The 22,722-nt window shown below is 34.5% G+C and carries 27 protein-coding genes; 6 read left to right on the top strand and 21 right to left on the bottom strand.

Annotated features, from left to right (window positions below; genetic code table 11):
- Window positions 1-31: 31 nt before the first annotated feature.
- The 6 genes from dxs to FIT61_RS04965 all read right to left on the bottom strand — a co-directional run bounded on the left by dxs (window position 32) and on the right by FIT61_RS04965 (window position 5,203).
- Window positions 32-1,870 carry a 1-deoxy-D-xylulose-5-phosphate synthase gene (gene dxs, locus FIT61_RS04990; RefSeq protein WP_139873690.1) on the bottom strand — a complete coding sequence of 613 codons (1,839 nt, stop codon included), beginning with the start codon at window positions 1,868-1,870 and terminating at the stop codon, window positions 32-34.
- A 1-nt stretch (window position 1,871) separates the two neighbouring features.
- Window positions 1,872-2,759 carry a polyprenyl synthetase family protein gene (locus FIT61_RS04985; protein ID WP_139873689.1) on the bottom strand — a complete coding sequence of 296 codons (888 nt, stop codon included), beginning with the start codon at window positions 2,757-2,759 and terminating at the stop codon, window positions 1,872-1,874.
- Window positions 2,752-2,970, bottom strand: a complete 219-nt coding sequence (xseB, locus tag FIT61_RS04980; protein ID WP_139873688.1) for an exodeoxyribonuclease VII small subunit — start codon at window positions 2,968-2,970, stop codon at window positions 2,752-2,754. Before xseB ends, FIT61_RS04985 begins: the two co-directional genes overlap by 8 nt.
- 11 nt (window positions 2,971-2,981) lie before the next feature.
- Window positions 2,982-3,629 carry an alpha/beta hydrolase family protein gene (locus FIT61_RS04975; protein WP_139883613.1) on the bottom strand — a complete coding sequence of 216 codons (648 nt, stop codon included), beginning with the start codon at window positions 3,627-3,629 and terminating at the stop codon, window positions 2,982-2,984.
- A 48-nt stretch (window positions 3,630-3,677) separates the two neighbouring features.
- Complete coding sequence (locus FIT61_RS04970; protein ID WP_139873686.1) at window positions 3,678-4,199, bottom strand: SRPBCC family protein; 522 nt, start codon at window positions 4,197-4,199, stop codon at window positions 3,678-3,680.
- Between the two features lie 62 nt (window positions 4,200-4,261).
- Entirely contained in the window at window positions 4,262-5,203 is a 942-nt protein-coding gene (locus tag FIT61_RS04965; RefSeq protein WP_139883611.1) for a YncE family protein, read from the bottom strand.
- Between the two features lie 97 nt (window positions 5,204-5,300).
- Here FIT61_RS04965 and FIT61_RS04960 point away from each other — a divergent pair, with 97 nt between their 5' ends.
- On the top strand, window positions 5,301-5,774 hold the full coding sequence (locus FIT61_RS04960) for an RNA pyrophosphohydrolase (RefSeq protein ID WP_139873684.1): 474 nt from the start codon (window positions 5,301-5,303) through the stop codon (window positions 5,772-5,774).
- Between the two features lies 1 nt (window position 5,775).
- On the opposite strand, the gene FIT61_RS04955 is transcribed toward FIT61_RS04960, so the two are convergent.
- The 5 genes from FIT61_RS04955 to nadC all read right to left on the bottom strand — a co-directional run bounded on the left by FIT61_RS04955 (window position 5,776) and on the right by nadC (window position 10,612).
- Window positions 5,776-6,420, bottom strand: coding sequence for a phosphatidylserine decarboxylase (locus FIT61_RS04955; RefSeq protein ID WP_139873683.1), 645 nt, complete (start codon window positions 6,418-6,420; stop codon window positions 5,776-5,778).
- A 4-nt stretch (window positions 6,421-6,424) separates the two neighbouring features.
- On the bottom strand, window positions 6,425-7,441 hold the full coding sequence (ilvC, locus tag FIT61_RS04950; protein WP_139873682.1) for a ketol-acid reductoisomerase: 1,017 nt from the start codon (window positions 7,439-7,441) through the stop codon (window positions 6,425-6,427).
- A 20-nt stretch (window positions 7,442-7,461) separates the two neighbouring features.
- Window positions 7,462-7,953, bottom strand: coding sequence for an acetolactate synthase small subunit (ilvN, locus tag FIT61_RS04945; protein ID WP_139873681.1), 492 nt, complete (start codon window positions 7,951-7,953; stop codon window positions 7,462-7,464).
- A complete protein-coding gene (locus FIT61_RS04940; RefSeq protein WP_139873680.1) occupies window positions 7,954-9,672 on the bottom strand; it encodes an acetolactate synthase 3 catalytic subunit in 1,719 nt (572 codons plus the stop codon). It abuts the gene before it with no gap.
- A gap of 73 nt (window positions 9,673-9,745) precedes the next feature.
- Window positions 9,746-10,612: a carboxylating nicotinate-nucleotide diphosphorylase gene (nadC, locus tag FIT61_RS04935; RefSeq protein ID WP_139873679.1), complete on the bottom strand. Its 867-nt coding sequence runs from the start codon at window positions 10,610-10,612 to the stop codon at window positions 9,746-9,748.
- A gap of 55 nt (window positions 10,613-10,667) precedes the next feature.
- On the opposite strand from nadC, the gene FIT61_RS04930 reads away from it, so the two are divergent.
- Window positions 10,668-11,279 carry a glutathione S-transferase family protein gene (locus FIT61_RS04930; RefSeq protein ID WP_139873678.1) on the top strand — a complete coding sequence of 204 codons (612 nt, stop codon included), beginning with the start codon at window positions 10,668-10,670 and terminating at the stop codon, window positions 11,277-11,279.
- Here the strand turns inward: FIT61_RS04930 and mnmA are convergent.
- From mnmA to FIT61_RS04880, 10 genes are all read right to left on the bottom strand, one after another.
- Window positions 11,230-12,357, bottom strand: coding sequence for a tRNA 2-thiouridine(34) synthase MnmA (gene mnmA, locus FIT61_RS04925; protein WP_139873677.1), 1,128 nt, complete (start codon window positions 12,355-12,357; stop codon window positions 11,230-11,232). The genes FIT61_RS04930 and mnmA overlap by 50 nt on opposite strands.
- A gap of 4 nt (window positions 12,358-12,361) precedes the next feature.
- Window positions 12,362-13,165 carry a pyrroline-5-carboxylate reductase gene (proC, locus tag FIT61_RS04920; protein WP_139883609.1) on the bottom strand — a complete coding sequence of 268 codons (804 nt, stop codon included), beginning with the start codon at window positions 13,163-13,165 and terminating at the stop codon, window positions 12,362-12,364.
- A complete protein-coding gene (locus FIT61_RS04915; RefSeq protein ID WP_139883607.1) occupies window positions 13,162-13,878 on the bottom strand; it encodes a YggS family pyridoxal phosphate-dependent enzyme in 717 nt (238 codons plus the stop codon). The genes proC and FIT61_RS04915 overlap by 4 nt, the downstream gene beginning before the upstream one ends.
- Before the next feature lie 103 nt (window positions 13,879-13,981).
- Window positions 13,982-14,347 carry a hypothetical protein gene (locus tag FIT61_RS04910; RefSeq protein ID WP_187351783.1) on the bottom strand — a complete coding sequence of 122 codons (366 nt, stop codon included), beginning with the start codon at window positions 14,345-14,347 and terminating at the stop codon, window positions 13,982-13,984.
- A gap of 155 nt (window positions 14,348-14,502) precedes the next feature.
- Window positions 14,503-15,780 (bottom strand): dihydroorotase, encoded by a 1,278-nt coding sequence (locus tag FIT61_RS04905; RefSeq protein WP_139883606.1) that lies wholly within the window; start codon window positions 15,778-15,780, stop codon window positions 14,503-14,505.
- The gene (locus tag FIT61_RS04900) at window positions 15,777-16,730 is read right to left on the bottom strand and encodes an aspartate carbamoyltransferase catalytic subunit (protein ID WP_139873673.1); all 954 of its coding nucleotides are present in this window, start codon (window positions 16,728-16,730) and stop codon (window positions 15,777-15,779) included. The genes FIT61_RS04905 and FIT61_RS04900 overlap by 4 nt, the downstream gene beginning before the upstream one ends.
- Window positions 16,723-17,223, bottom strand: coding sequence for a bifunctional pyr operon transcriptional regulator/uracil phosphoribosyltransferase PyrR (gene pyrR, locus FIT61_RS04895; protein ID WP_139873672.1), 501 nt, complete (start codon window positions 17,221-17,223; stop codon window positions 16,723-16,725). The genes FIT61_RS04900 and pyrR overlap by 8 nt, the downstream gene beginning before the upstream one ends.
- Before the next feature lie 7 nt (window positions 17,224-17,230).
- Entirely contained in the window at window positions 17,231-17,683 is a 453-nt protein-coding gene (gene ruvX / locus FIT61_RS04890) for a Holliday junction resolvase RuvX (protein ID WP_139873671.1), read from the bottom strand.
- A gap of 158 nt (window positions 17,684-17,841) precedes the next feature.
- Complete coding sequence (gene ribBA, locus FIT61_RS04885) at window positions 17,842-18,924, bottom strand: bifunctional 3,4-dihydroxy-2-butanone-4-phosphate synthase/GTP cyclohydrolase II (protein WP_139883604.1); 1,083 nt, start codon at window positions 18,922-18,924, stop codon at window positions 17,842-17,844.
- A gap of 7 nt (window positions 18,925-18,931) precedes the next feature.
- A complete protein-coding gene (locus FIT61_RS04880) occupies window positions 18,932-19,519 on the bottom strand; it encodes a riboflavin synthase (RefSeq protein ID WP_139883602.1) in 588 nt (195 codons plus the stop codon).
- 22 nt (window positions 19,520-19,541) lie between these two features.
- Between FIT61_RS04880 and FIT61_RS04875 the strand changes: the two genes are divergently transcribed.
- The 4 genes from FIT61_RS04875 to FIT61_RS04860 all read left to right on the top strand — a co-directional run bounded on the left by FIT61_RS04875 (window position 19,542) and on the right by FIT61_RS04860 (window position 22,709).
- Window positions 19,542-20,837: a lipoprotein-releasing ABC transporter permease subunit gene (locus tag FIT61_RS04875; RefSeq protein WP_244925186.1), complete on the top strand. Its 1,296-nt coding sequence runs from the start codon at window positions 19,542-19,544 to the stop codon at window positions 20,835-20,837.
- The gene (locus FIT61_RS04870) at window positions 20,830-21,507 is read left to right on the top strand and encodes an ABC transporter ATP-binding protein (protein WP_139883600.1); all 678 of its coding nucleotides are present in this window, start codon (window positions 20,830-20,832) and stop codon (window positions 21,505-21,507) included. Before FIT61_RS04875 ends, FIT61_RS04870 begins: the two co-directional genes overlap by 8 nt.
- A gap of 169 nt (window positions 21,508-21,676) precedes the next feature.
- Window positions 21,677-22,279 (top strand): MotA/TolQ/ExbB proton channel family protein, encoded by a 603-nt coding sequence (locus tag FIT61_RS04865; RefSeq protein ID WP_139883598.1) that lies wholly within the window; start codon window positions 21,677-21,679, stop codon window positions 22,277-22,279.
- 16 nt (window positions 22,280-22,295) lie between these two features.
- The gene (locus tag FIT61_RS04860; protein WP_139883596.1) at window positions 22,296-22,709 is read left to right on the top strand and encodes an ExbD/TolR family protein; all 414 of its coding nucleotides are present in this window, start codon (window positions 22,296-22,298) and stop codon (window positions 22,707-22,709) included.
- The last annotated feature ends 13 nt before the right edge of the window (window positions 22,710-22,722 follow it).

Genomic DNA, 22,722 nt, shown 5'->3' with positions numbered 1-22,722 from the left:
AATTGTTAGGTATTAATACTTGAGTGTAACACTAGGTTAATTTTTTCTCAATTGATTTGATAATAGAAGAAGCATCCAAACCATATTCTTTACGAAGTTGTTCTTGACTGCCTTGTTCGACAAACTTATCAGGTAAACCAAGGAGTAATGTTTGACATTTTAAATCATACTCACTGATAACTTCTAGAACTGCTGATCCAGCACCGCCCGAGATTGCGTTTTCTTCTAACGTAACAAGGAGCTTATGCGATAACGCCAAATCACGAATTAATTTAATATCGAGAGGTTTAATAAATCTCATATTAACCACGGTCGCGTTAATCTTATCTGCAACTTTTAGAGCTTCATTCAACATATTGCCGAAAGCTAAAAGAGCAATCTTTTTTCCTTTTTTAATAGTTTCAGCTTTGCCAATCGGGATAGCTGCCATCTTAGATTTTACTATTGCGCCTGGCCCTTCACCCCTTGGGTAGCGAACTACTGAAATACCCTTAAATTTAAATCCGGTAAAAAGCATTTGACGACATTCATTTTCATTGCTTGGCGCCATAATCACAATATTTGGAATACACCTTAAGAATGACAAATCAAAACTACCTGAATGTGTAGGCCCGTCTTGGCCTACAATTCCGGCCCTGTCGATAGCAAACAACATAGGAATATTTTGTAAGGCGACATCGTGTATTAATTGATCGTAAGCTCTTTGAAGAAAAGTCGAGTAAATGGCAATGACAGGTTTGTAATTTTCACAGGCAAGCCCTGCTGCAAAAGTTATTGCATGCTGTTCAGCAATCCCTACATCAAAAAAACGATCTGGAAATTTTTCAGCAAATTTATTTAAGCCAGAGCCATCTGACATAGCAGGAGTAATTGCGCATAGTTTTTTATCAATCATAGCCATATCGATAATCCAATTGCCAAATACGTCGGTGTAAGAAGTCTTTTTTATTTTGGATGGTTGGGTGCCATCATCTAGATTAAATTGACCTACGCCATGAAACTTATTGGGATCAATTTCTGCGGGCTCATAACCATAACCTTTTTGGGTGGCCACATGAAGGAACTGGGGCCCTTGAAGCTCTTTAAGATTGCTGAGCGTATCAACTAATGCGTCAATATCATGACCATCAATAGGACCTATATAGTTAAAGCCGAATTCTTCAAATAAAGTGCCAGGAATTACCATGCCTTTGACATGCTCTTCAGCACGCTTCGCAAATTCAAGCATAGGAGGGATAGCAGATAAAACTGCTTTACTTGAACGCTTAATACTTCCGTAAAGATTTCCTGACATAAGTTTTGCTAGATAGTTATTAAGCGCACCGACGTTTTTAGAGATCGACATATCATTATCATTCAAAATAACTAAGATATTATTTTTTGAGTTCCCGGCATTATTAAGACCTTCAAAAGCCATACCTGCGGTCATGGCTCCATCGCCAATAATTGCAATTGCTTTGTGGTGCAAGTTTTTCTTTTTAAGTGCTTCAGCCATACCTAAGGCAGCTGATATTGAGGTGCTTGAATGACCAGTACCAAAAATATCATAATCACTCTCTACAATTTTTGGAAAACCTGAAATTCCAGACATGGCTCTTAATGAGCCCATTTTCTTTTTTCTTCCGGTTAGAATTTTATGAGGATAGGTTTGGTGCCCAACATCCCATATGAATTTATCTAGAGGGCAATCAAAAACATAATGAAGCGCAACGGTAAGCTCAATAACACCAAGATTTGATGAAAGATGGCCGCCTGTTTTTGAAACGCTTTCAATAATGAAAGTTCTTATCTCATCGCATAGTTTAGTAAGTTCGTTGCGATTAAGTTTTTTTAAATCTTTTGGTGAATTAATTTTATCAAGGAGATTCATATTAGTGCGATCGCGTCATAATTAATTCAGCCATACCAGCTAAATAATATGCTTTATCCCCGAATGGTTTGAGAGCGGTTAAAGCTTCTTCGTAATATTCAGCAGCCAATTCCTTTGATTTAGAAACACCTAGCAAAGACACAAATGTAGATTTATTATCTTTTTCATCTTTGCCAGGTGTTTTACCTAAAATCTCTTGATTTGCTTCTTTATCAAGAATGTCATCTTGAATTTGGAACATTAGTCCAATTAATTTTGAATAGGTATCTATTATATTAAGTATATTTTTGTCGTGACTTTTAGAGGCAAGCACCGTCATTAAACAAGCTGCATTAATAAGTGCGCCAGTTTTATATTGATGCATCTTTTTAAGCTCTTCTAATGAAATTTTTTTATTAGTATTTGCAATATCTAAGGCTTGACCTTTTGCCATACCTTCAATACCAATAGCGTTAGAGAAGGCGTGAATCATTTTTAATTGGTTGTCTGGGTTAACTTGAAGAGACGGTGAAGATAAGTAAGAAAAAGCAATAGATTGCAAAGAATCTCCAACAAGAAGCGCAGTGCTTTCACCAAATTTTTTATGGCAAGATAATTTTCCACGTCTCAAATCATCGTTATCCATACAAGGCATATCATCATGAACTAAAGAATAAGCATGTGCAAACTCTAGGGCACATATAATATTTTCAATCGCAATCAGGGGGGTCTCTATAATTTCTGCAGTTGCAAGTACAAGGAGTGATCGCATTCTTTTTCCGCCATTAAGAACGCTATACCTTATTGCTTCATTTAAGGGTATTTCATGGCTAATTTGAGGTAATTTTTTTTCAAGCAAAGCTTCGACAAATGCTTGTTTTTCTCGGAGCCATTCATGAAAATTATTCATTAGCTGACTTGAATTGTTCGAGTGTATTTTCTGCAGAAAGCACTAAAACTTTATGTTCAATTTCTTTTAGAGAGTCTTGACATAATTTAAGAAGAACCATTCCTTTTTCATAAGATTTTATAGATTCCTCGAGCGCCATATCACCTTGTTCCATTTTTGAAACAATAGATTCAAGTTCTTTAAGGTTTGTTTCTAGTGAATTTTTATCCATAAAAATTATCTTTAGCTAAGTGAATGATTCAAGAAAATTGATAAATCATCAATTTCTTTTTCGCAAATTTCATGCCCTATAGGGTATTTTTCAAAAATTGCAGAATTAAATTTTTTTAATAGTTTTTTATAGGAGTTATCAGCAATTTGTATATCTATAACATTATCATATAGGCCATGAGCCATAAAGATTGGCATATTGATTAACTCTTTTTTTATAGGACCTGTAAGCTTTTCTTTCAAAGGAAGATAACCTGATAAAGCAGCAATGCCACCTAATTTTTTATGATATTTTAATCCTAAATAAAAACTCATAGCAGCGCCTTGAGAAAAGCCCCCAATAATGATTTTTTCGGAAGGTATGCCAAGGGAAATCTGCTCTTCAATAAGCTTTTGAATGATTAAACTTGATCTTTCCATTCCTAATTCATCTTCATCTTTTTTTAAGGATAAATCATATAGATCATACCAGGCTCTCATTTCAAAGCCTTGATTAATGGTTACTGGCTGATAAGGCGCATGAGGTAAGATAAACCGAATTTTGTTGAGTTGTGGTCTTGCAAAAATGTCTTTAAGGTTAAATCCATCAGCACCCAAGCCATGAAGAAATATCACTGCTCCTATGGGCGCCGTCGTACTATTAATTATAATCGGCATCATAAATAAAAAAAGCAGAATTAAATTCTGCTTTTTTCTAAATAAATTAAATTATTTGGTTTCAGCTAATTTCTTAAGTGCCGGAAGTCCTGCATCATAAATTTCAGTCACAGCTTTTACTGCTGTTTCATCATCTTGGCCAGCTGGAATAGGTGGGTTGAGTTTATAAACCCTATAAAAACGACCAACCCATGTTACAGTCGATTGGTTGGGATTTGAGCCTTTTGCTACAACAATAAATGAATTGTAATCAGCCACAGGTATGGCACCTTCTACAATTTCATATTTTAATTTCATGGCTTCTTCATCGATACCTTTAAGTCTCTCAATGACTTTGCCTCCAGATTTTAATGTAAGTATTCTTGTTGTATCTTCACCTTTTTTTTCTACTTTGCTATCAGTTACAAGGGGTATCCATTTTTGAACAGCACCAAAATCTTTAACAATTGCCCAAACTTTATCAGGGGATGCATTGATTGTAATTGACTTTTCAACTTTTTGAGGCGATGGGCCGTGAGCAAATACATTGAAGGATATAAAAATAAGCAAAATACTGGTAATAATTTTTTTCATTTGAATTAAGGCCTTTATTGATTAATTAACTTATTAATTATAAATTGTTTTTATATATAACATTAGTCAATTTTAATAAATTGACCAAAAGATCGACTTTGCTTGCCCGTTTTAATTTCATAGAGATACTCTTGTTTTTCTAAGTCAATAATTGAAATTGAGTCGCTTCTCCAATTAGAAGTTATTAGCATATTATTTTGCTCATTAATATCGATACCTTCTGGATTTCCGCCCACTTTAATCTTTTTGACTTCCTTTTTTGATTTAAGATCAATGACGCTAATATTGTCATCTTGAGTATTTGTAACAAAGGCAAAATGATTGTTTAAATCAGATACCACGCCATAAGGATGATCGCCAACCTTAATAGTCTCTGAAGCAAATGAACTGGTATTCACAATAGATATTGAATCATCTAGGACATTAACAACAAAAAGCAAGTCTTTGTTAACAAACACGCCGTATGGATGCATACCTACTTTAATTTTGTTAACAAGATTTAAATCCGATTGGTTATATATTTCAACTGTATTTTCGTCGCGATTGGAAATAAAAAGATACTTCCCTTTAGTGTCACAGATTATGCCGGAAGGTGATTTGCCAACAGTCATTTTTTTAATCACCACTAAAGATTTTGTTTCGATTACATAAATCTCGCTATTAAACCAATCGCTCACAAAGATATAATCATCATTGGTAGATTTAGTAATTCCAACTGGCGTTCCGTTAAGTTTGATTGTCTTAATAACCTCATTACGTTGAAGATCTAAAACGCTCACAGAACTATCATTGGCATTTGAAATATAGGCATAAGATTGCTTTAAAGAAATAGCAATGCCTACAGGACCATTGCCTACAGAAATTTCTTGTCTAATTTTTTTCTTTTTGATATCAACGACACTAACTGTATTCGAGCCTTGATTAGTAATATAGGCAATAGGTGCGCTGAAACATCCACTAAAGGATATACATAAAATAACTAAAATAAGATTTTTAAAAGTCATGTTTTTTCAATTTTTTCTTAATAGATTCTAGCTTTAATTCTGGCTTTTATTTAAACTAAATCAATAAAAAAACTGAAGTAAATCTTAAGGTATTTCTATGATTGATAAAGATGGGTATCGGCCCAATGTTGGCATTGTAATTTGTAATGCTGAGAATCAAGTTTTTTGGGCAAAGCGCACACAAGAACATGCTTGGCAATTTCCTCAAGGTGGCATTCAAAAGGGCGAGGCGCCAGAACAGGCTATGTATCGAGAGCTTATGGAAGAAGTGGGATTAAAGCCGCATCATGTAGAAATACTTGGCCGAACAAAAGACTGGTTGAAATATGAAGTGCCATCGCAATGGCTTCGAAGAGATTTTAGAGGTACTTACAAAGGGCAAAAACAAATATGGTATCTATTAAGAATGAAGGGTCAAGATACCGATATATTCTTGAGAAACACCAAAAAGCCTGAATTTGATGCATGGCGATGGCATGATTACTGGTTGCCTCTTAGTGAGGTGATTGAATTTAAGAGGGACGTATATAGATTGGCTTTAAATGAGCTTCGTTTATTTATAGACAATTAATTTATTTTTTTAATTCAGCAATAATGGTTTCGCCATTAAAAACTTTTTCGCCTAGAGAAACTTTTATCTTTGAATTGATAGGTAAGTATAAATCAACACGCGAACCAAATCTTATAAACCCATATCTTTCACCAACCTCCAATACTTCACCTTTATTTACATAGCATAAAATTCTTCTCGCAATTAAGCCTGCAATTTGAACGCAAGTGATATCAAAACCTTCTTTAGTTTTAAGATGAAGTGCGCATCTTTCGTTCTCTAATGATGCTTTTGATAAGGCCGCATTTAGGAATTTTCCAGGGAAATACCATTTATTCATAACGGTTGATTTGACCGGGCTTTTGTTCGAGTGGACATTGAAGACATTCATAAAGACACTTACTTTAATTGCACGTCTATTAAGGTAATCGTCTTTGCATTTTTCAATTACAATTACTTTGCCATCAGCCGCTGATACCACAATATTTTTCTTAGAAGGCGTATTTCTTTTTGGATCTCTAAAAAATTGCAAAATAAATAATGAGATAATCCAAAGAGGAATCGACCATAAAGTGCATATATTGAATGCGAAGGCTGATATAGCAATCGATGCTATTAGAAATGGCCAGCCTTCTCTAGCGATTATAGGGTAAGTTTTTTTTACCATGAAGCTAGTTTTTGCTTTGATCTACAAGCTTGTTTTTAGCAATCCAAGGCATCATTGATCTTAATTGTGAGCCGACTTTTTCAATAGGATGTTCAGCATTCAATCTTCTTCTTGCTGTCATTTCTGGATAGTTTGTTTTTCCTTCAAGGATAAAACGTTTTGCATATTCACCGTTTTGAATATTTTTCAAAGCTTCTTTCATTGCTAATTTGGCTTCATTACCAATCACTCTTGGGCCAGTCACGTATTCACCATACTCAGCATTGTTTGAGATGGAATAGTTCATATTAGCAATACCACCTTCATACATTAAATCTACAATTAGTTTAAGTTCATGTAAGCATTCGAAATAAGCCATTTCTGGAGCGTAACCTGCTTCAGTTAATGTTTCAAAGCCTGCTTTAACGAGCTCAACTGCACCGCCACATAAAACAGCTTGTTCTCCAAACAAATCAGTTTCAGTTTCTTCACGGAAATCTGTTTCAATGACACCGCCTTTAGTGCCTCCATTTGCCGCTGCATATGCCAGCGCGATGTCTTTAGCTTTACCAGATTTATTTTGATAAATCGCAATTAATGTAGGTACACCACCACCTTTGAGATACTCTGAGCGCACTGTATGGCCAGGGCCTTTTGGCGCAATCATAATGACATCAAGATCTTCCCTTGGAATAATTTGGTTATAGTGGATATTAAATCCGTGTGCGAAAGCTAACACTGCATTTTTTTTCAAGAATGGCGCGACCTCTTGATGAAAAATTTGAGGCATTGTTTCATCTGGGATTAAAAGCATAACGACGTCAGCATTTTTAACGGCTTCATTGATTTCTAAAACGTTATGTCCAGCATTTTTGGCTTTATCCCATGAAGCACCACCTTTTCTAAGGGCAACAGTGACGTTGACGCCTGATTCTTTTAGATTGGCTGCGTGAGCATGGCCCTGTGAGCCATAACCTACAATAGCAACATTCAATTTTTTAATTAAATTTAAATCAGCATCTTTGTCGTAGTAAACCTTCATAATAACCTTTCAGTTTTAATTTATACTTTTAAAATTCTATCACCGCGTCCAATACCTGACGCACCAGTTCTCACTGTTTCTAAAATAGCGGCTTTATCAATACTTTCAATATAAGCATCTAATTTACTAGATGATCCTGTTATCTCAATGGTAAAAGAACTGTCAGAAACATCGATAATTCTGCCTCTAAAAATATCGCACATCCTTTTCATCTCATCTCGATATTGAGCATTCGCTTTTACTTTAACGATCATTAATTCTCGTTCAATGAATCGACCATCATTAAGATCTAACACCTTTACAACATCAATTAATTTATTTAACTGCTTAATGATTTGTTCAATAATTTCATCCGAACCAGAAGTTACAATGGTCATTCTTGATAGCGTTGGGTCTTCAGTGGGCGCTACAGTTAAAGATTCAATGTTATAACCCCTTGCAGAAAATAGTCCTGACACTCTTGATAAAGCCCCAGACTCGTTTTCCATCAAAAGAGAAATAATATGTCTCATTTATAGATCCTCAGCTGTAATCATTTCTGATAAGCCTTTTCCATTAGGAACCATTGGAAATACATTCTCTTTTTGATCGGTAATAAAGTCCATAAAGACTAAACGTTCTTTAAGTTTATTGCTAAAAGCTTCTTTCAGGGCCGGTTCAACATCGCTAGGTTTTTCAATCTTCATTCCAACATGCCCATAGGATTCGGCTAATTTTACAAAATCAGGTAATGCTTCCATGTAGGACTCCGCATAACGATTTCCATAAAAAAATTCTTGCCATTGTCTTACCATTCCCATGTAACGATTATTAAGATTAATAATCTTAATAGGCAAATGGAATTGCTTACATGTAGATAATTCTTGAATACACATTTGTATGGAAGCCTCGCCTGTAACGCAAGCAACTTGTGCATCAGGGTGTGCTAATTGAGCACCCATCGCGTAAGGTAGGCCAACGCCCATCGTTCCAAGCCCGCCCGAATTAATCCATCTTCTGGGTTTGTCAAATGGATAATATTGCGCTGCCCACATTTGGTGCTGCCCCACATCGGAAGTTATAAAGGCATCACCCTTTGTGACTTTATGTAATGTTTGAATAACAAATTGAGGTTTAATAAGCTTTTTGTCATTTTTAAAGCTTAAACAATTCATTGATCGCCATTGATCAATATCTTTAAACCAATGTTTAAGATATGAGTTTTGTTTCATTTTCTCTTTAGATAAGAGATCATTGAGTTCAGTAAGTACCGAAACGACATCGCCTACAATAGGAATATCGATTTTTACTCTTTTAGAAATAGATGATGGATCAATATCAATATGAATGATTGTTTTTGGTTTTGATAAAAAATGTTCTGGATTGCCAATTACCCTATCGTCAAAGCGAGCACCAACAGCCAGCAATACATCACATTCTTGCATCGCCATATTAGCTTCATAAGTGCCATGCATGCCTAACATGCCGAGAAACTGTTTATCGCTTGCTGGAAAGCCACCTAAACCCATAAGTGTGCTTGTGATGGGGGATCCAATAGTGCGAACAAATTTGGATAATTGTGAAGACGCGTCCCCTAATACAACGCCACCACCTGAATAGATCATTGGTCTTTTCGCATTTAAAAGTAGCGATAACGCTTTTTTAATTTGACCACTATGACCCTTAACAATAGGGTTATAAGATCTTAAATGCACCGATTTTGGATAACTAAATTCGTATTTTTCGGCTGTAATATCTTTTGGTATATCAACGAGAACAGGGCCAGGCCTGCCGCTTGATGCAACATAAAATGCTTTTTTCATTGTTGATGCAATATCTTTAATATCTTTAACTAAAAAATTATGTTTTACACAAGGACGAGTAATACCAACCGTGTCACACTCCTGAAATGCATCTTGACCTATAGCGTAAGTGGGAACTTGACCGCTAATGATCACCATAGGAATGGAGTCCATGTAAGCGGTAGCTATACCAGTTACTGCATTGGTAGCACCAGGACCTGAAGTTACAAGTGCAACCCCCACTTTTCCAGTAGATCTAGAGTATGCATCAGCTGCATGAACCGCAGCTTGTTCGTGACGAACTAAGACATGCTTAAATTTATTCTGCTGAAAAACAGCATCGTAAATATTAAGAACGGCGCCTCCAGGATAGCCAAAAACGAATTTGACTTTTTCCTCATGAAGGCAACGAATAACAATTTCTGCCCCAGAAATGTGGTTTGAGCTCATAGAATTCTTGATTGTAATTAATGAGATAGCTATAAACCCTCAACCTTAACGCTTTAAGCGTATTTGGTCAAGTTTAGAGACTTTTAAAAGTCTCTATTTTCATAGATAAATCAATTGCTTTGATATTTTTTGTGAGTGAGCCCAGAGAAATTCTATTTACACCCGTGAGTGCAATTTTTTTGACATTTTTTAGTGTGATATTTCCTGATGCCTCAAGAACGGCTCTTTTTTTATTAAGAAGCACAGCTTTTTTAAGATTTTTAATGCTAAAGTTATCTAACAATATATTTTTAAAACCTATCTCTATAGCTTTCTCAAACTGATTAAGATTTTCAACCTCAATTTGAATGTCTTTATTTTTTGCATATTTCAAAGAAAGCGAAAGTAAATCATCCATTTTTTTTGAAGATTTAATATGATTTTCTTTAATAAGAATTTGATCAAAGAGCCCCATACGTTGATTATTACCACCCCCTATAGTGACAGCATACTTTTGTGCAATTCTTAATCCCGGTATTGTTTTTCGTGTATCAAATATTTTTGCATGGGTATTTTTTATAGCCTGGACATATTGATGGGTGATTGTAGAAGTTGCAGACAAGGTTTGCAGGAAATTAAGTGCTACTCTTTCACCGCTAAGAATAGGCTTTGTTTTGCCATAAATCTCACAAAGTCTTTGATTTTTTTTCACAATCGCACCTTCTTTAATAAACCACTTTATTTTGATCTTTGGGTCCAGCATTAAGAAGGTAGTATTAAACCAAGGAATGCCAGAAATCACAGCCGAATCTTTAGATTTAACATATGCTTTTGCAGAAGATTTTTCTTCAATGAGTTCACTAGATAAATCGATATTGCCTATATCTTCTTGAAGCGCTATGGCGATATTTTTTTGTATGACTTCTGTTAAATTTTTTTTATTTATTTTTGATCTATGCATAATCTAATAGCTTATCAAATTATAATAAATTTAGTTTTTTTAAATCGAGAGATACATGAAGCTTTTTTATTCAAATAATAGCCCATACGCAAGAAAGATAAGAGTTCTGATTAGCGAGAAAAAAGCCCTGGTCGATTTAGAGAAGGTTGTACTTGCAGATAAAAATTGTACCATTCATCAATATAATCCTTTGGCAAAAGTTCCTACATTAATTGCAAACGATGTATCTTTTTTTGATTCACCTGTAATAGCTGAATATATTGACCATAAGAGTGATCTGCCTTATTTAATACCGAGCGATTTTGATAAAAAAATATTAGTCAAAAGATGGGAAGCGATAGCGGATGGATTATGCGATGCCGCTGTAGCAATTATGTTGGAAAAACGTAAGCCCCTTTCGCAACAAAATGCTGATCTTTTTGAAAAGCAAATAAAAAAAATAAAACTAAGTTTGGAATGGCTGAATCGCGAAATGGAATGCAAAAAATATTACTTGGAGAATAAATTTTCGTACGCTGATATAGCGGTTGGATGTGCTTTGGGATACGTCAAATTGAGATACCCTGAAATTGACTTTGAAAAAGAATATTTAAATTTACATCATCTTTATGAATTGCTTATGCAGCGACCGTCTTTTCAGAAGACGATACCTGAGCCCTATCTATAGCGCTTTCAATAATAGCCCCTCCTAAGCAAACATTGCTTTCATAAACTACTACCGATTGTCCAGGGGTAATAGCCCATTGTTTTTGCCCAAAGAATATCTCAACGGACTCATTGGCTATTGCATCAATTTCGCAAGGAGCATCAGGTTGACGGTATCTCGTTTTCGCACCGTATACCCAATGTTTTTTTGGTAAAGCCCCATGTATCCAATGCGTTTTCTTTGCAGTTAATCCATCTTTAAATAAAAGAGGATGCCCATGCCCTTGCGCAACAATAAGAGTGTTTTCTTGAATATTTTTCTCAACAACAAACCAAGGCTCTCCATTGCTTGTTTTTGAGCCGCCAATCCCTAGCCCTTGTCTTTGACCAAGCGTGTAAAACATTAGGCCTATATGTTCCGCCAATGTTTTGCCATGCTCGTCTTTAATGGGCCCTGGCGAATTTTCTACATATTTATTTAAAAATTCAGTAAAAGGCCTTTCGCCGATGAAACATATGCCAGTCGAGTCTTTTTTATCGCTATTATGCAAACCTTCTTTTTTGGCAATCTCCCTTACATCTTTTTTAAGAAGGGTTCCTAGAGGAAATATAGATTTTGAAAGTTGGTGTTGATTGAGTCGATATAGAAAATAACTTTGATCTTTAGTTGAGTCTTCAGCTTTAAGCAGACTAAACAAACCATCATTTTCTTTAATTTGTGCATAATGCCCAGTTGCAATTTTATCGGCACCCATTGAAATGGCATGATTTAAAAACGCATTAAATTTAATTTCGGAATTACATAATATATCTGGATTCGGAGTTCTGCCATTTTTAATTTCATTAATAAACTCAGAAAAAACTTTTTCTTTGTACTCTTTACTGAAATTTACTACTTCAATATCAATGCCGATTTTATCGGCAACGGATGCAGCGTCTACAAGATCTTGTTTGCTTGAACAATACTCGTCATCATCGTCATCTTCCCAATTTTTCATGAAGAGTCCAACGACTTTGTACCCCTGGTTTTTTAAAAGCAAAGCAGTCACTGAAGAATCAACGCCGCCGGATAAACCCACAATGACTGTATTATTTTTCATTTATTTAATTAAATTCTGAGCCAAGTTTTTTTGATCTTTCATACGCAGCACGCGTCGCTTTTAAAAGTGCTTCATCTAATTTATTTGACTCGAGTTGTTTTAATCCCTCTTCTGTCGTGCCGCCTTTTGAAGCTACCGATGTAATTAAATTTTGAAGATTATTTAGTTGGTCTTTGGCTAAATGGGATGAGCCAAGCATGGTTTTGCTACATAATTTCTCAGCTTCATTTCGCGATAAGCCTAATTCGATAGCTGCTTTAATGAATGCATCAAGGAAATAAAATATATAAGCAGGACCGCTTCCTGAAATAGCTGTAACTGCATCCAGTTTAGATTCATTATCTAGCCATATAAAATCTCCAATAGCACCTGCAATTTCTTCTATGGCCATTTTATTTTTTGTATCTAAAGTTTCTTGAGTAAAAAGAGCTGTAATCCCAAGTTGAATTTGAGCGCACATATTAGGCATAGAACGGACAATGCTTTTATGTCCATTTGTCCATTTTTCAATAGATTTTATTTGAATACCTGCGGCAATCGATAAAATAATTTGTTGCGAAATTTCATGAGATATTGATTTGAGAAGAGATTCAGTTTGTTGAGGTTTAACTGCAAGCACAATAATTTCATCTTCATCTATTTTCTTAAATTCTGCTTCTGAAGAAATATTAAATCTAGCTTTAATCTCCAATCTCTTTTTGCTATCAGATTCAATGACTCGAATAAGCGCAGGGGAATAGTTTTTGTTTAATAGGCCGCTAATCATAGCAGAAGCCATATTTCCACCACCTAAAAAGCAAATATTCAATTATCAACCCCTTGAGTTTTTAAGGCGCGCACTCCAAAAATAGCGGTTCCAATTCTAACAAGATTTGAGCCGTATTCAATTGCTAGCTTAAAGTCATTCGACATTCCCATGGATAAGGTATCAATGGAAGACATTTCATTCTTGAGCTCGCTATAAAGTGTGTGCATAGCTTTAAATTCATCAATCACTTGTTTGGCATCTTTTGTATTAGAGGGTATAGACATAATACCTCTTAGTTTAAGCTTGGGAAGTTCTTTAAGTACCTGAATGAGCTCTTTTAGATGTGCTTTTGCATCTTTAATTGGGATACCGCTTTTAGTTTCTTCCCCGCTCGTATTGATTTGGATGCAAATATTTAAAGGGGGGAGGTTTGAAGGCCTATTATCGTTAAGCAATTTCATAACTTTTATTCTGTCAACGCTATGTACCCAATTAAAATTTTCTGCAATAAGTTTGCATTTATTACCTTGAATGGGCCCTAAAAAATGCCATTGAATTGGAAATTTTTCTAGATGCTTTTTTTTGTCGAGCGCTTCTTGAAGGTAATTTTCACCAAAATTTAAAATACCGACATCAAAAGCCTCGATAATTTTATTAAAGTTCTGACTTTTGCTCACGGCTACTAAAGTAATTTTTTCAGGAGAAGCATTAATAGCAGAAGCTTCTTGAATGTCATCATGAATTTGAGAGATATTATGGGAGATTGTAGACATTAATTAAATAAAAAAACCAAGCAAAAATGAAGTTTGCTTGGTTTTAGTGTGTTTAGCAACAAAGAACTTGCTAATAAAAACGGGACTTAAAGTCCCGTTAAGATTATTTTTTAGCTGCTGGTTTTCTTTTAGCTGCTGGTTTTCTTTTAGCTGCTGGTTTTTTCTTGGCTGCTGGTTTTTTCTTAGCTGCTGGTTTTTTCTTAGCTGCTGGTTTTTTCTTAGCTGCTGGTTTTTTCTTAGCTGCTGGTTTTTTCTTAGCTGCTGGTTTTTTCTTAGCTGCTGGTTTTTTCTTAGCTGCTGGTTTTTTCTTAGCTGCTGGTTTTTTCTTAGCTGCTGGTTTTTTCTTAGCTGCTGGTTTTTTCTTAGCGCTAACTGATGTTGAAGGTTTTGAAATTGTTGCTGGAAGCGTACTATTAGTTTCTGCTGGTTTTGAAGAACCAAAAATTGCTGAAATTAATTTTTTGATCATTTAAAAAGACTCCAAAGAATAAAAAAAATTTTTTTTACTGCAAATGCAAGTGTAAATATGGACTTGTTTTTAAAGCTAGTCAAGTTTTTATTGTAATTATTTTGATATTATTTTGAACGATAAATTTACTATATTTATTTAGCTTTTTAAAATTGCTAGTGACCAATAAAGACAATATTGCCGTTAAAAATGGTGCTTGATACTTTTCCGGTTAAATTTTGGTTAAAAAATGGCGTATTTTTACCTTCACTAATTAAAGTTTTTGAATTTATTTCCCATGGATATTCAGGATCAAATATACAAATATCAGCTTCCGAATTTATTGAGAGATTTCCTTTATTAATTTCTAGAATGTTTGAGGGCTGATAAGTTATTTTGTTAACCAGCAAACTTAAATCTATTTTATATTCATCTGAAAGCTTGAATATAAGTGGCATGAGGAGCTCCGCGCTTGATGCACCATATTCTGATTCTGCGAAAGGTTTTAATTTATTATCTTCATTTACCGGGGAATGATCTGAGCATATTGCATCAATTGTGCCATCAATAATTGACTCAATAATCTTTACTCGATCAGATTCTTTCCTTAAAGGAGGCTTTAAAAAACAGTTTGTGTTAAAGAATCCAATATCATTGTCTGTAAGAAAAATTTGGTGGATAGAAACGTCGCAAGTTACATTGACACCATTTTTTTTGGCTATTTTTATTAAATTTAATCCTTCAGCTGTTGATATTTTATTTAAATGAACTTTAGTTTTAGTTAAGTCCGCTATTTCCAGTATTTTATTAATAGCAGTGGTTTCACTAATGCTTTGAATGCCTTTTAATCCAAGTCGAGTCGAAATTTCACCTGCATTTATAATGCCTTTTTCTGATAAATAGGCATCTTCAGCCCTTAAAAAAGCTTTGAGATTAAACGTTGAGAGATATTGAAATGACCTATATAGAACCTCTGTATCTTGGATAGGTTTTTCTGCTTGAGAAAATCCAATGCAACCTGATTCATATAAATCATTTATTTCAGTTAATAGTTTTCCATTTAATTCTTGAGTGAGCGCACCAAGAGGGTAAACGTTACCTAATTTGAGAGCTTCAGATTTGTTCTTTAGCATTTTTACAAGACCAGGCTCATCTAGAATAGGGGTGGTATCTGGGGGGCATACCATGCCAGTAATTCCACCAGCATTTGCTGCTTTCATTTCACTTTCTAATGTCGATTTGTATTGATTGCCAGGCTCTCTTAAATTCAATTGAAGATCTATAATGCCTGGCATGACTATTTTTTTTGAGGCATCAATTATCTGTGTTGCTTTTTTTGGATCTAAATTTTTATTTAATTCTGAAATTTTTCCATCCGCAATCAAGATATCTAAATCTGCATCAATATTATTTTTTGGGTCAATCACACGACCATTTTTAATTAAAATACTCATGAGTGTTGCCCCGCCAAAATTGCCATCACAGCCATTCTGACTGCAATTCCAAAAGTAACTTGGGGAAGGATAACGGATTGATCGCTATCCGCAACCGCTGAATCTATCTCTACGCCTCTATTCATTGGGCCTGGGTGCATAACTATTGCATCTTTTTTTGCTAAGTCCAGACGCGTTTGATTTAATCCGTAAGTTTTAAAATATTCTTCTTGGGAAGGAAGCATGACACCATCCATTCTCTCATTTTGAATCCTTAACATCATAATGACATCTGCATCCTTAAGCCCTTTATCAATATCATGAAACACGTGTACCCCTAATTTTTCAATCTCGTAAGGAAGTAATGTTTTGGGAGCAATCACTCTAATTTCAGGAACGCCAAGTATGTTTAATGCGTGAATGTTGGATCGAGCAACTCTAGAATGCAAAATATCTCCCACAATAGCTACTTTTAACTTATTAAAGTTAGTTTTATATTTTCTGATAGTAAAAGCGTCTAGCAATCCTTGGGTGGGATGAGAGTGATTTCCATCACCTGCATTAATAATATGGATATTCGGCTTTACATGTGACGCAATAAAATGTGCAGCGCCTGATGATGAATGTCTTACAACAAAAATATCTGCATTCATGGCAATTAAATTATTAATCGTGTCTAAGATGGTTTCACCTTTAGATTGAGATGAGGTGGCTACATTTAAATTAATGACATCAGCAGAAAGTCTTTTGGCGGCAATTTCAAAAGTAGTTCTTGTTCTTGTGCTATTTTCAAAGAAAACGTTACATACTGTTTTTCCTCTTAATATAGGCACTTTTTTAACATCTCTCTCGCCTATCTTTAAAAATGACTCTGCCGTATCAAATATTTGAATAATTTTTTCTTTAGATAAGCCTTCAATAGATAGAAGATGGTTTAAATTGCCCTTGCTATTCAGCTGCGGATTAAACATGAGACTCCTTTAGCTGAAAGATAAATTTTTTATTTTCATCTAATCCAAGCTCTAAATGTTGATTTTTATTTAGACTAATTTTTTCAATACAAATCTGAGGGGTAATCGGAAGTTCTTGCTCATTACGATCGATCAAAACAGCTAATATAATTTTTGCAGGCCTTCCATAGTCAAAAATTTCATTCATAGCAGCACGAACAGTTCTTCCAGTAGAAAATACATCGTCTATAAGGATAATATGCTTGCCATTAATTTCTGTATCAATTTTTGATGGGTTATTTTTAACTTTCAATCCGCGACTTGAAAAATCATCCCTATAAAACGATGTATCAATTGAACCTGTCGCGACAGTACTTTTTAAACCAGGCAAAATCTTTTGAAGAATAAGTTCTCCACCACGCTGAACCCCAATGAGAACAGTCTTGTCATCAATTATTTCATTGATTTGATTTTTTAAGTTTTCTACGAGGTTTTCTGCGTTAGGTAGAGTCATTTTTTAGTTAAATTTGATCAAGATAAGATTGTAAAATAATTTTTGCAGCTATTTGATCAATTAAAAGCTTCTTCTTTTTTAAATCAATTTTTTTATCTTTAATTTCATGATTAGCTTCAATCGAAGTGTAGCGTTCGTCAATAAGATGAGTCGGTAGTGAATATTTTTGTTCCAGCTGTTTAGCGAATTTTCTAGATAGATTTGTGACCTTATGTTCAGAGCCATCTACATTAAATGGAACGCCAACCACGATAGAGATCGGTTGCCATTCTTCTATAATTTTTTGTATTACTTCAAATTTTTGATTATTCGATGAAGAGTCGATGGTGATTAAAGCCTGGGCTGTCTTGGATATATTATTTCCAACTGCAATGCCTATGCGCTTTTGTCCAAAATCAAACCCTATGACATTCCCTTCTTTTTGTTTGCCAGATTGATGATGATTTTCGTTAATTAACATGGCAATTTTTTTGGGCTTAATTTTAAATTTAAGCTAATGAGGGTAGTTTTTTTCGAAAAAAAAACTGACGTGAAGTCAGTTTGACAGATCGCTTTAAAATTATTTTTTCTATAATTTTTCAATGACATTATTCTAGCATAATTTATTAATGGCACATATTAATTTTCTATGTAACCTGTAATTTCAAGGCCAAAACCAATCATGCTTGGCATTTTTCTTGGTGTAGATAGCAGTTTCATTTTTTTAACCCCTAAATCCACTAGTATCTGAGAGCCAATCCCATAATTTCTTAAATCGTTATTGCTTTTTAGTGGGGCAGTATTTTCTGTTTTAAGGATGCCTAAAAGATCATTTGTGTTTGTATTGTGATTGATAAAAATCAAGACGCCACCATCCTCACTTATTTTTTTAATAGCCTTTAATGCATTCCATGAGTGTTTTTTATCTTCCATATCCAAAAGGTCTATGACCGACAAAGGCTCATGAACTCTTACAATAGTTTCCTTATCTTTTTGAATTTCACCTTTTACAAGGACAATGTGACTTTCTTCTAAAATCTTATCTTTATATAAGACTAATTTCATTTCACCATAAGGCGTTAAGATATTTTTTTCAATTAATTTTTCAATTAATTTCTCATTCTTTCTTCGATATTCAATGAGATCTGCAATCGTTCCAATCTTAATATTATGCTGCTCAGAAAATTTAATTAAATCTGGAAGTCTTGCCATATTTCCGTCTTCATTAAGAATTTCGCAAATTACTGATGCTGATTCTAAGCCTGCAAGATGAGCAAGATCACATCCAGCTTCGGTATGCCCAGCCCTCACAAGCACGCCACCTTTTTTAGATATCAATGGAAATATATGACCTGGTCTTACAATACTTTTTGAAGTTGCATTTTTATGGATAGCAGCCTTGATTGTAGTGGCTCTATCATTGGCTGAGATCCCTGTAGTGACACCCTCAGCTGCCTCAATAGATACCGTAAAATTAGTTCCTAAGCGAGTTTCATTTTCTTGGACCATTAAGGGTAATTCGAGCATCTCGCACTTTTCTTCAGTTAGTGTAAGACAGATAAGGCCGCGTCCGAATTTAGACATAAAATTTATATGGTCTGAATTAGCAAACTCTGCAGCAAGAACGAGATCGCCCTCATTCTCTCTATTTTCCTCATCTACAAGGATAACCATTTTGCCTTGCTTGATATCTTCAATAATTTCAACTATCGGCCTGATCATTTATTCTTTATTTTCTTTTGAGTATGTTTTCGAGATATCTAGCAATTAAATCTATTTCAATATTAACTTCATTACCCTTAGTTAGAGATCCCAAATTAGTTTCTTTTAAAGTAAAGGGAATGATATTTACCTTGAATTTTTCGTCATTAATTGAATTTACCGTAAGACTTACACCGTTGATCGCAATAGATCCTTTTTCGGCGATAAATTTAAGTAGCTTTTTAGGAGGCTTTATTTCAAGAATCCAGCATTCGCTTGTGATTTTAATACTTGTAATTTTTCCTATTCCATCAATATGACCTGTTACAAAATGACCGCCCACTTTACCATTGAATAAAAGTGCACTCTCTAAATTTACTAGAGACTTTTCGGTAAAAGTTATGGATCTATTTAATGTTTCTTCGGACACATGAAATGTAAATTGATTTTTTTGTTTTTTTTGTACGGTAAGGCACACGCCATTTATACATATGCTGTCACCTAGACTACTTGCTTTCATTTGACTTGGCTTGTATGCAATAGTAATGCGAACATCTTTTTTTAAAGGTTCAATTTTTTTTATTAAGCCAACGGATTGAATAATGCCTGTGAACATAAGGTGATTTTATCAGATTAGAATGTATAACCCTGATAAAATAAAACAAATGCCCTCACTTAATAAATACATACCTTTTGAAGCTTGGATTGCTTATAGATATATAAAATTTAAGCAAAAAAATAGCTTCATATCTTTTATTTCAACGACAAGTATGGTTGGGATAGCACTTGGAGTTTCGGCGCTCATAATTATTATGTCCGTTATGAATGGTTTTCAAGATGAGCTTCGAACACGAATTCTAGGAGTAGCTTCTCATATTGAAATTACAAGCTCAAATAATACATTGGCTCATTGGGAAGATTTAACAAAAAAGCTCCAAGGAGTTTCTGATGTTAAGGGTTCGGCACCTTATATAGACGGTCAGGGAATGTTGGTTAGTGAATATGGAAGTCAAGGAATTATGCTTCGCGGCATTTCACCAGAACTAGAAAGCAATGTTGATGACCTAGAAAAGAAAGTTAAGGTAGGCCATTTGTCAGATTTAAAGGCCGGGACATTTAATATTATTTTAGGTATAGATGCTGCAAAGCAATTGGGCATTGTCGTTGGGGATAAAGTTAATATTTTAATTCCGCAAGGCTCTTATACGCCTGCAGGCACATTTCCTAGAATGCGACAATTTAATGTTGAAGGTATTTTTGAAATCGGAATGTATGAATATGACTCTGGAATGGCGTTAATGAATTTAGAGGACGCTCAAAAATTCCTTCAAATGCACGATACTGTTTCTGGCGTTAGAGTCAAAATTGATGATCTTTTTTTGGCGCCTGCAGTGGCCCAGAGGTTGTCAAATAAACTTTCGGAATCAGGTCTTTTTTATATCAGTGACTGGACAAAAAAGCATTCGAATTTTTTCTCAGCTGTAAAGATGGAAAAGAGAGTAATGTTTATCATTCTCACGTTAATTATTGCTGTTGCAGCATTTAATATTGTATCGACTTTGGTAATGGCAGTAACTGACAAAAGATCAGATATTGCAATTCTTCGAACATACGGAGCAAAACCAAAAAGTATTCTGTATATATTTATTATTCAGGGCTCTCTAATAGGCATTATTGGAACTGTCGCTGGCGCATTTTTTGGAATTGCAATCTCACTTAACATTCAAGCAATTGTTCCTTTTATTGAGCATTTATTTAATGTCCAATTTTTATCTAAAGACATTTATTATATTTCTGAAGTACCTTCTAAGCTTTTATTAACTGATGTGATCGCTATCACTTCAATTTCTATTTTATTGACTATTCTTGCAACGATTTACCCTAGTATAAAAGCATCTAGCACGTCACCCGCTGAGGCGTTAAAGCATGACTAAAAAATTACTTATAACTTGTAAAAATTTATCGAAGACATTTCCTGGTCTAGATGAAAAAATTATTAATAAGTTGAATCTAAATATTAATGAAGGAGATCATTCAGCTATTGTTGGAGTTTCTGGCTCTGGTAAAAGCACACTCCTTCATCTTATGGCTGGGCTTGAAAAAGCCTCATCAGGCCAGGTAAAAATTTTAGATCAGGATATTGCATCTCTAACTCAGGATGATTTAGGTGTTTTGAGAAATGCGCATCTTGGTTTTGTGTATCAATTTCATCATTTACTTAGTGATTTTAATGCGATAGAAAATGTTGCAATACCATTATTAATTAGAAGATATCCATACAAGCTTGCTTTTAAAGAAGCTGAAGTGCTTTTAAAAAAAATAGGACTGAACAAAAGGCTAACTCATAAGCCATATGAATTATCTGGAGGCGAAAGACAGAGAGTTGCAATCGCTAGATCTTTAATCACTAAGCCAAAATGCATTCTTGCGGATGAACCTACAGGAAATTTAGATGGAAAAACAGCGCATTTTGTATTTGATTTATTACTTGACTTAACAAAAGAGAATCGTTCAACTCTGGTCTTGGTAACACATGATAATCAGCTTGCATCAAAATTAAAGTTTCAATATAAATTAACCCAAGGAAAGCTTAAAAAGATATAGCTTGGTTTAAGTAATTAACTGAATATTAAGATAAGTTGATTTAAACAATTAACTAAATATTAAGATAAGTTGATTTAAACAATTAACTAAATATTAAGATAAGTTGATTTAAACAATTAACTGAATATTAAGATAGAATATTACTCATCAAACACTTGGAGAATTAGATATGTGGGAAATTATTTTAGCTGCAGGATGGCCTATTTGGCCGCTCATATTTGCATCAATTATTGCCCTAGCAATAATTGGTGAGCGCTTCTGGTCATTAAGAGTTGAGGTTGTTGCACCAAGCGATCTTCTTCCTGAGGTTCAGAAGTTGTTAAATCAAGGCTCGATAAAGAAAGATGTAATTGCAAAAATCAGAGAGCACTCTCTCTTAGGTGAAATTTTTGCAAGCGCTCTTCTTAATTCAAATACATCCGCAGCTCATATTAAAGAGGCTATAGAAGAGTCAGGTAGAGCAGTGAACTACAAGCTTGAAAAGTACTTGCCAACATTGGGCACAATTGCTGCAGTAGCTCCTCTTTTAGGACTCTTGGGAACGGTCATAGGTATGGTCGATCTTTTTAGCTCATTTACAAATAGCGGTCATGATGTAGCTGTATTTGCAAGAGGTATTTCTGTTGCTTTGTACAATACAGCAGCGGGTATTGTTGTAGCGGTTCCTGCAATGATTTTTTATCGCTTTTTTAGATCTAAAGTAGATGATTTAATTTTTGATATGGAGCAACAAGCTCTTAAGCTAATTGAATCTATGGGTGTTCGTAAATAAATAATTAGGATTATATATGAATTTTCAACGAGGAAAAAAACACGAAGAAATGGAATTAAACTTGGTTCCTTTAATCGACGTATTATTGGTTATTATTATTTTCCTTGTCGTGAGTACAACCTTTTCTAGATTTAGCGAATTAAAAATTAATCTTCCGACCGCTGAAGCTAATAGCCCCGATAAAAAGCCTAATGTTATTAACGTATCCATTACTGCCGATGGTGTTTATTCGGTCAACGAAACACAGCTTCCAAATAAGAGCCTTGAGTCTATTATTGCAGCCTTAAAAAATTCGTCTAAAGGCGAAAAAGAAATTCCTGTGATCATTAATGCAGATGCAAAATGCGAACACCAATCAGTAATTAACGTTATGGAAGCCTCAAGGCAAGCCGGCTTAACTCATATTACATTTTCTACAAAAATTAATTAGACTTTAGAAAAGT

Origin of the sequence: Candidatus Methylopumilus rimovensis, assembly GCF_006364615.1 — a bacterium.
GTDB lineage: Bacteria > Pseudomonadota > Gammaproteobacteria > Burkholderiales > Methylophilaceae > Methylopumilus > Methylopumilus rimovensis.
This window is presented reverse-complemented; position numbering and strand designations above follow the sequence as displayed.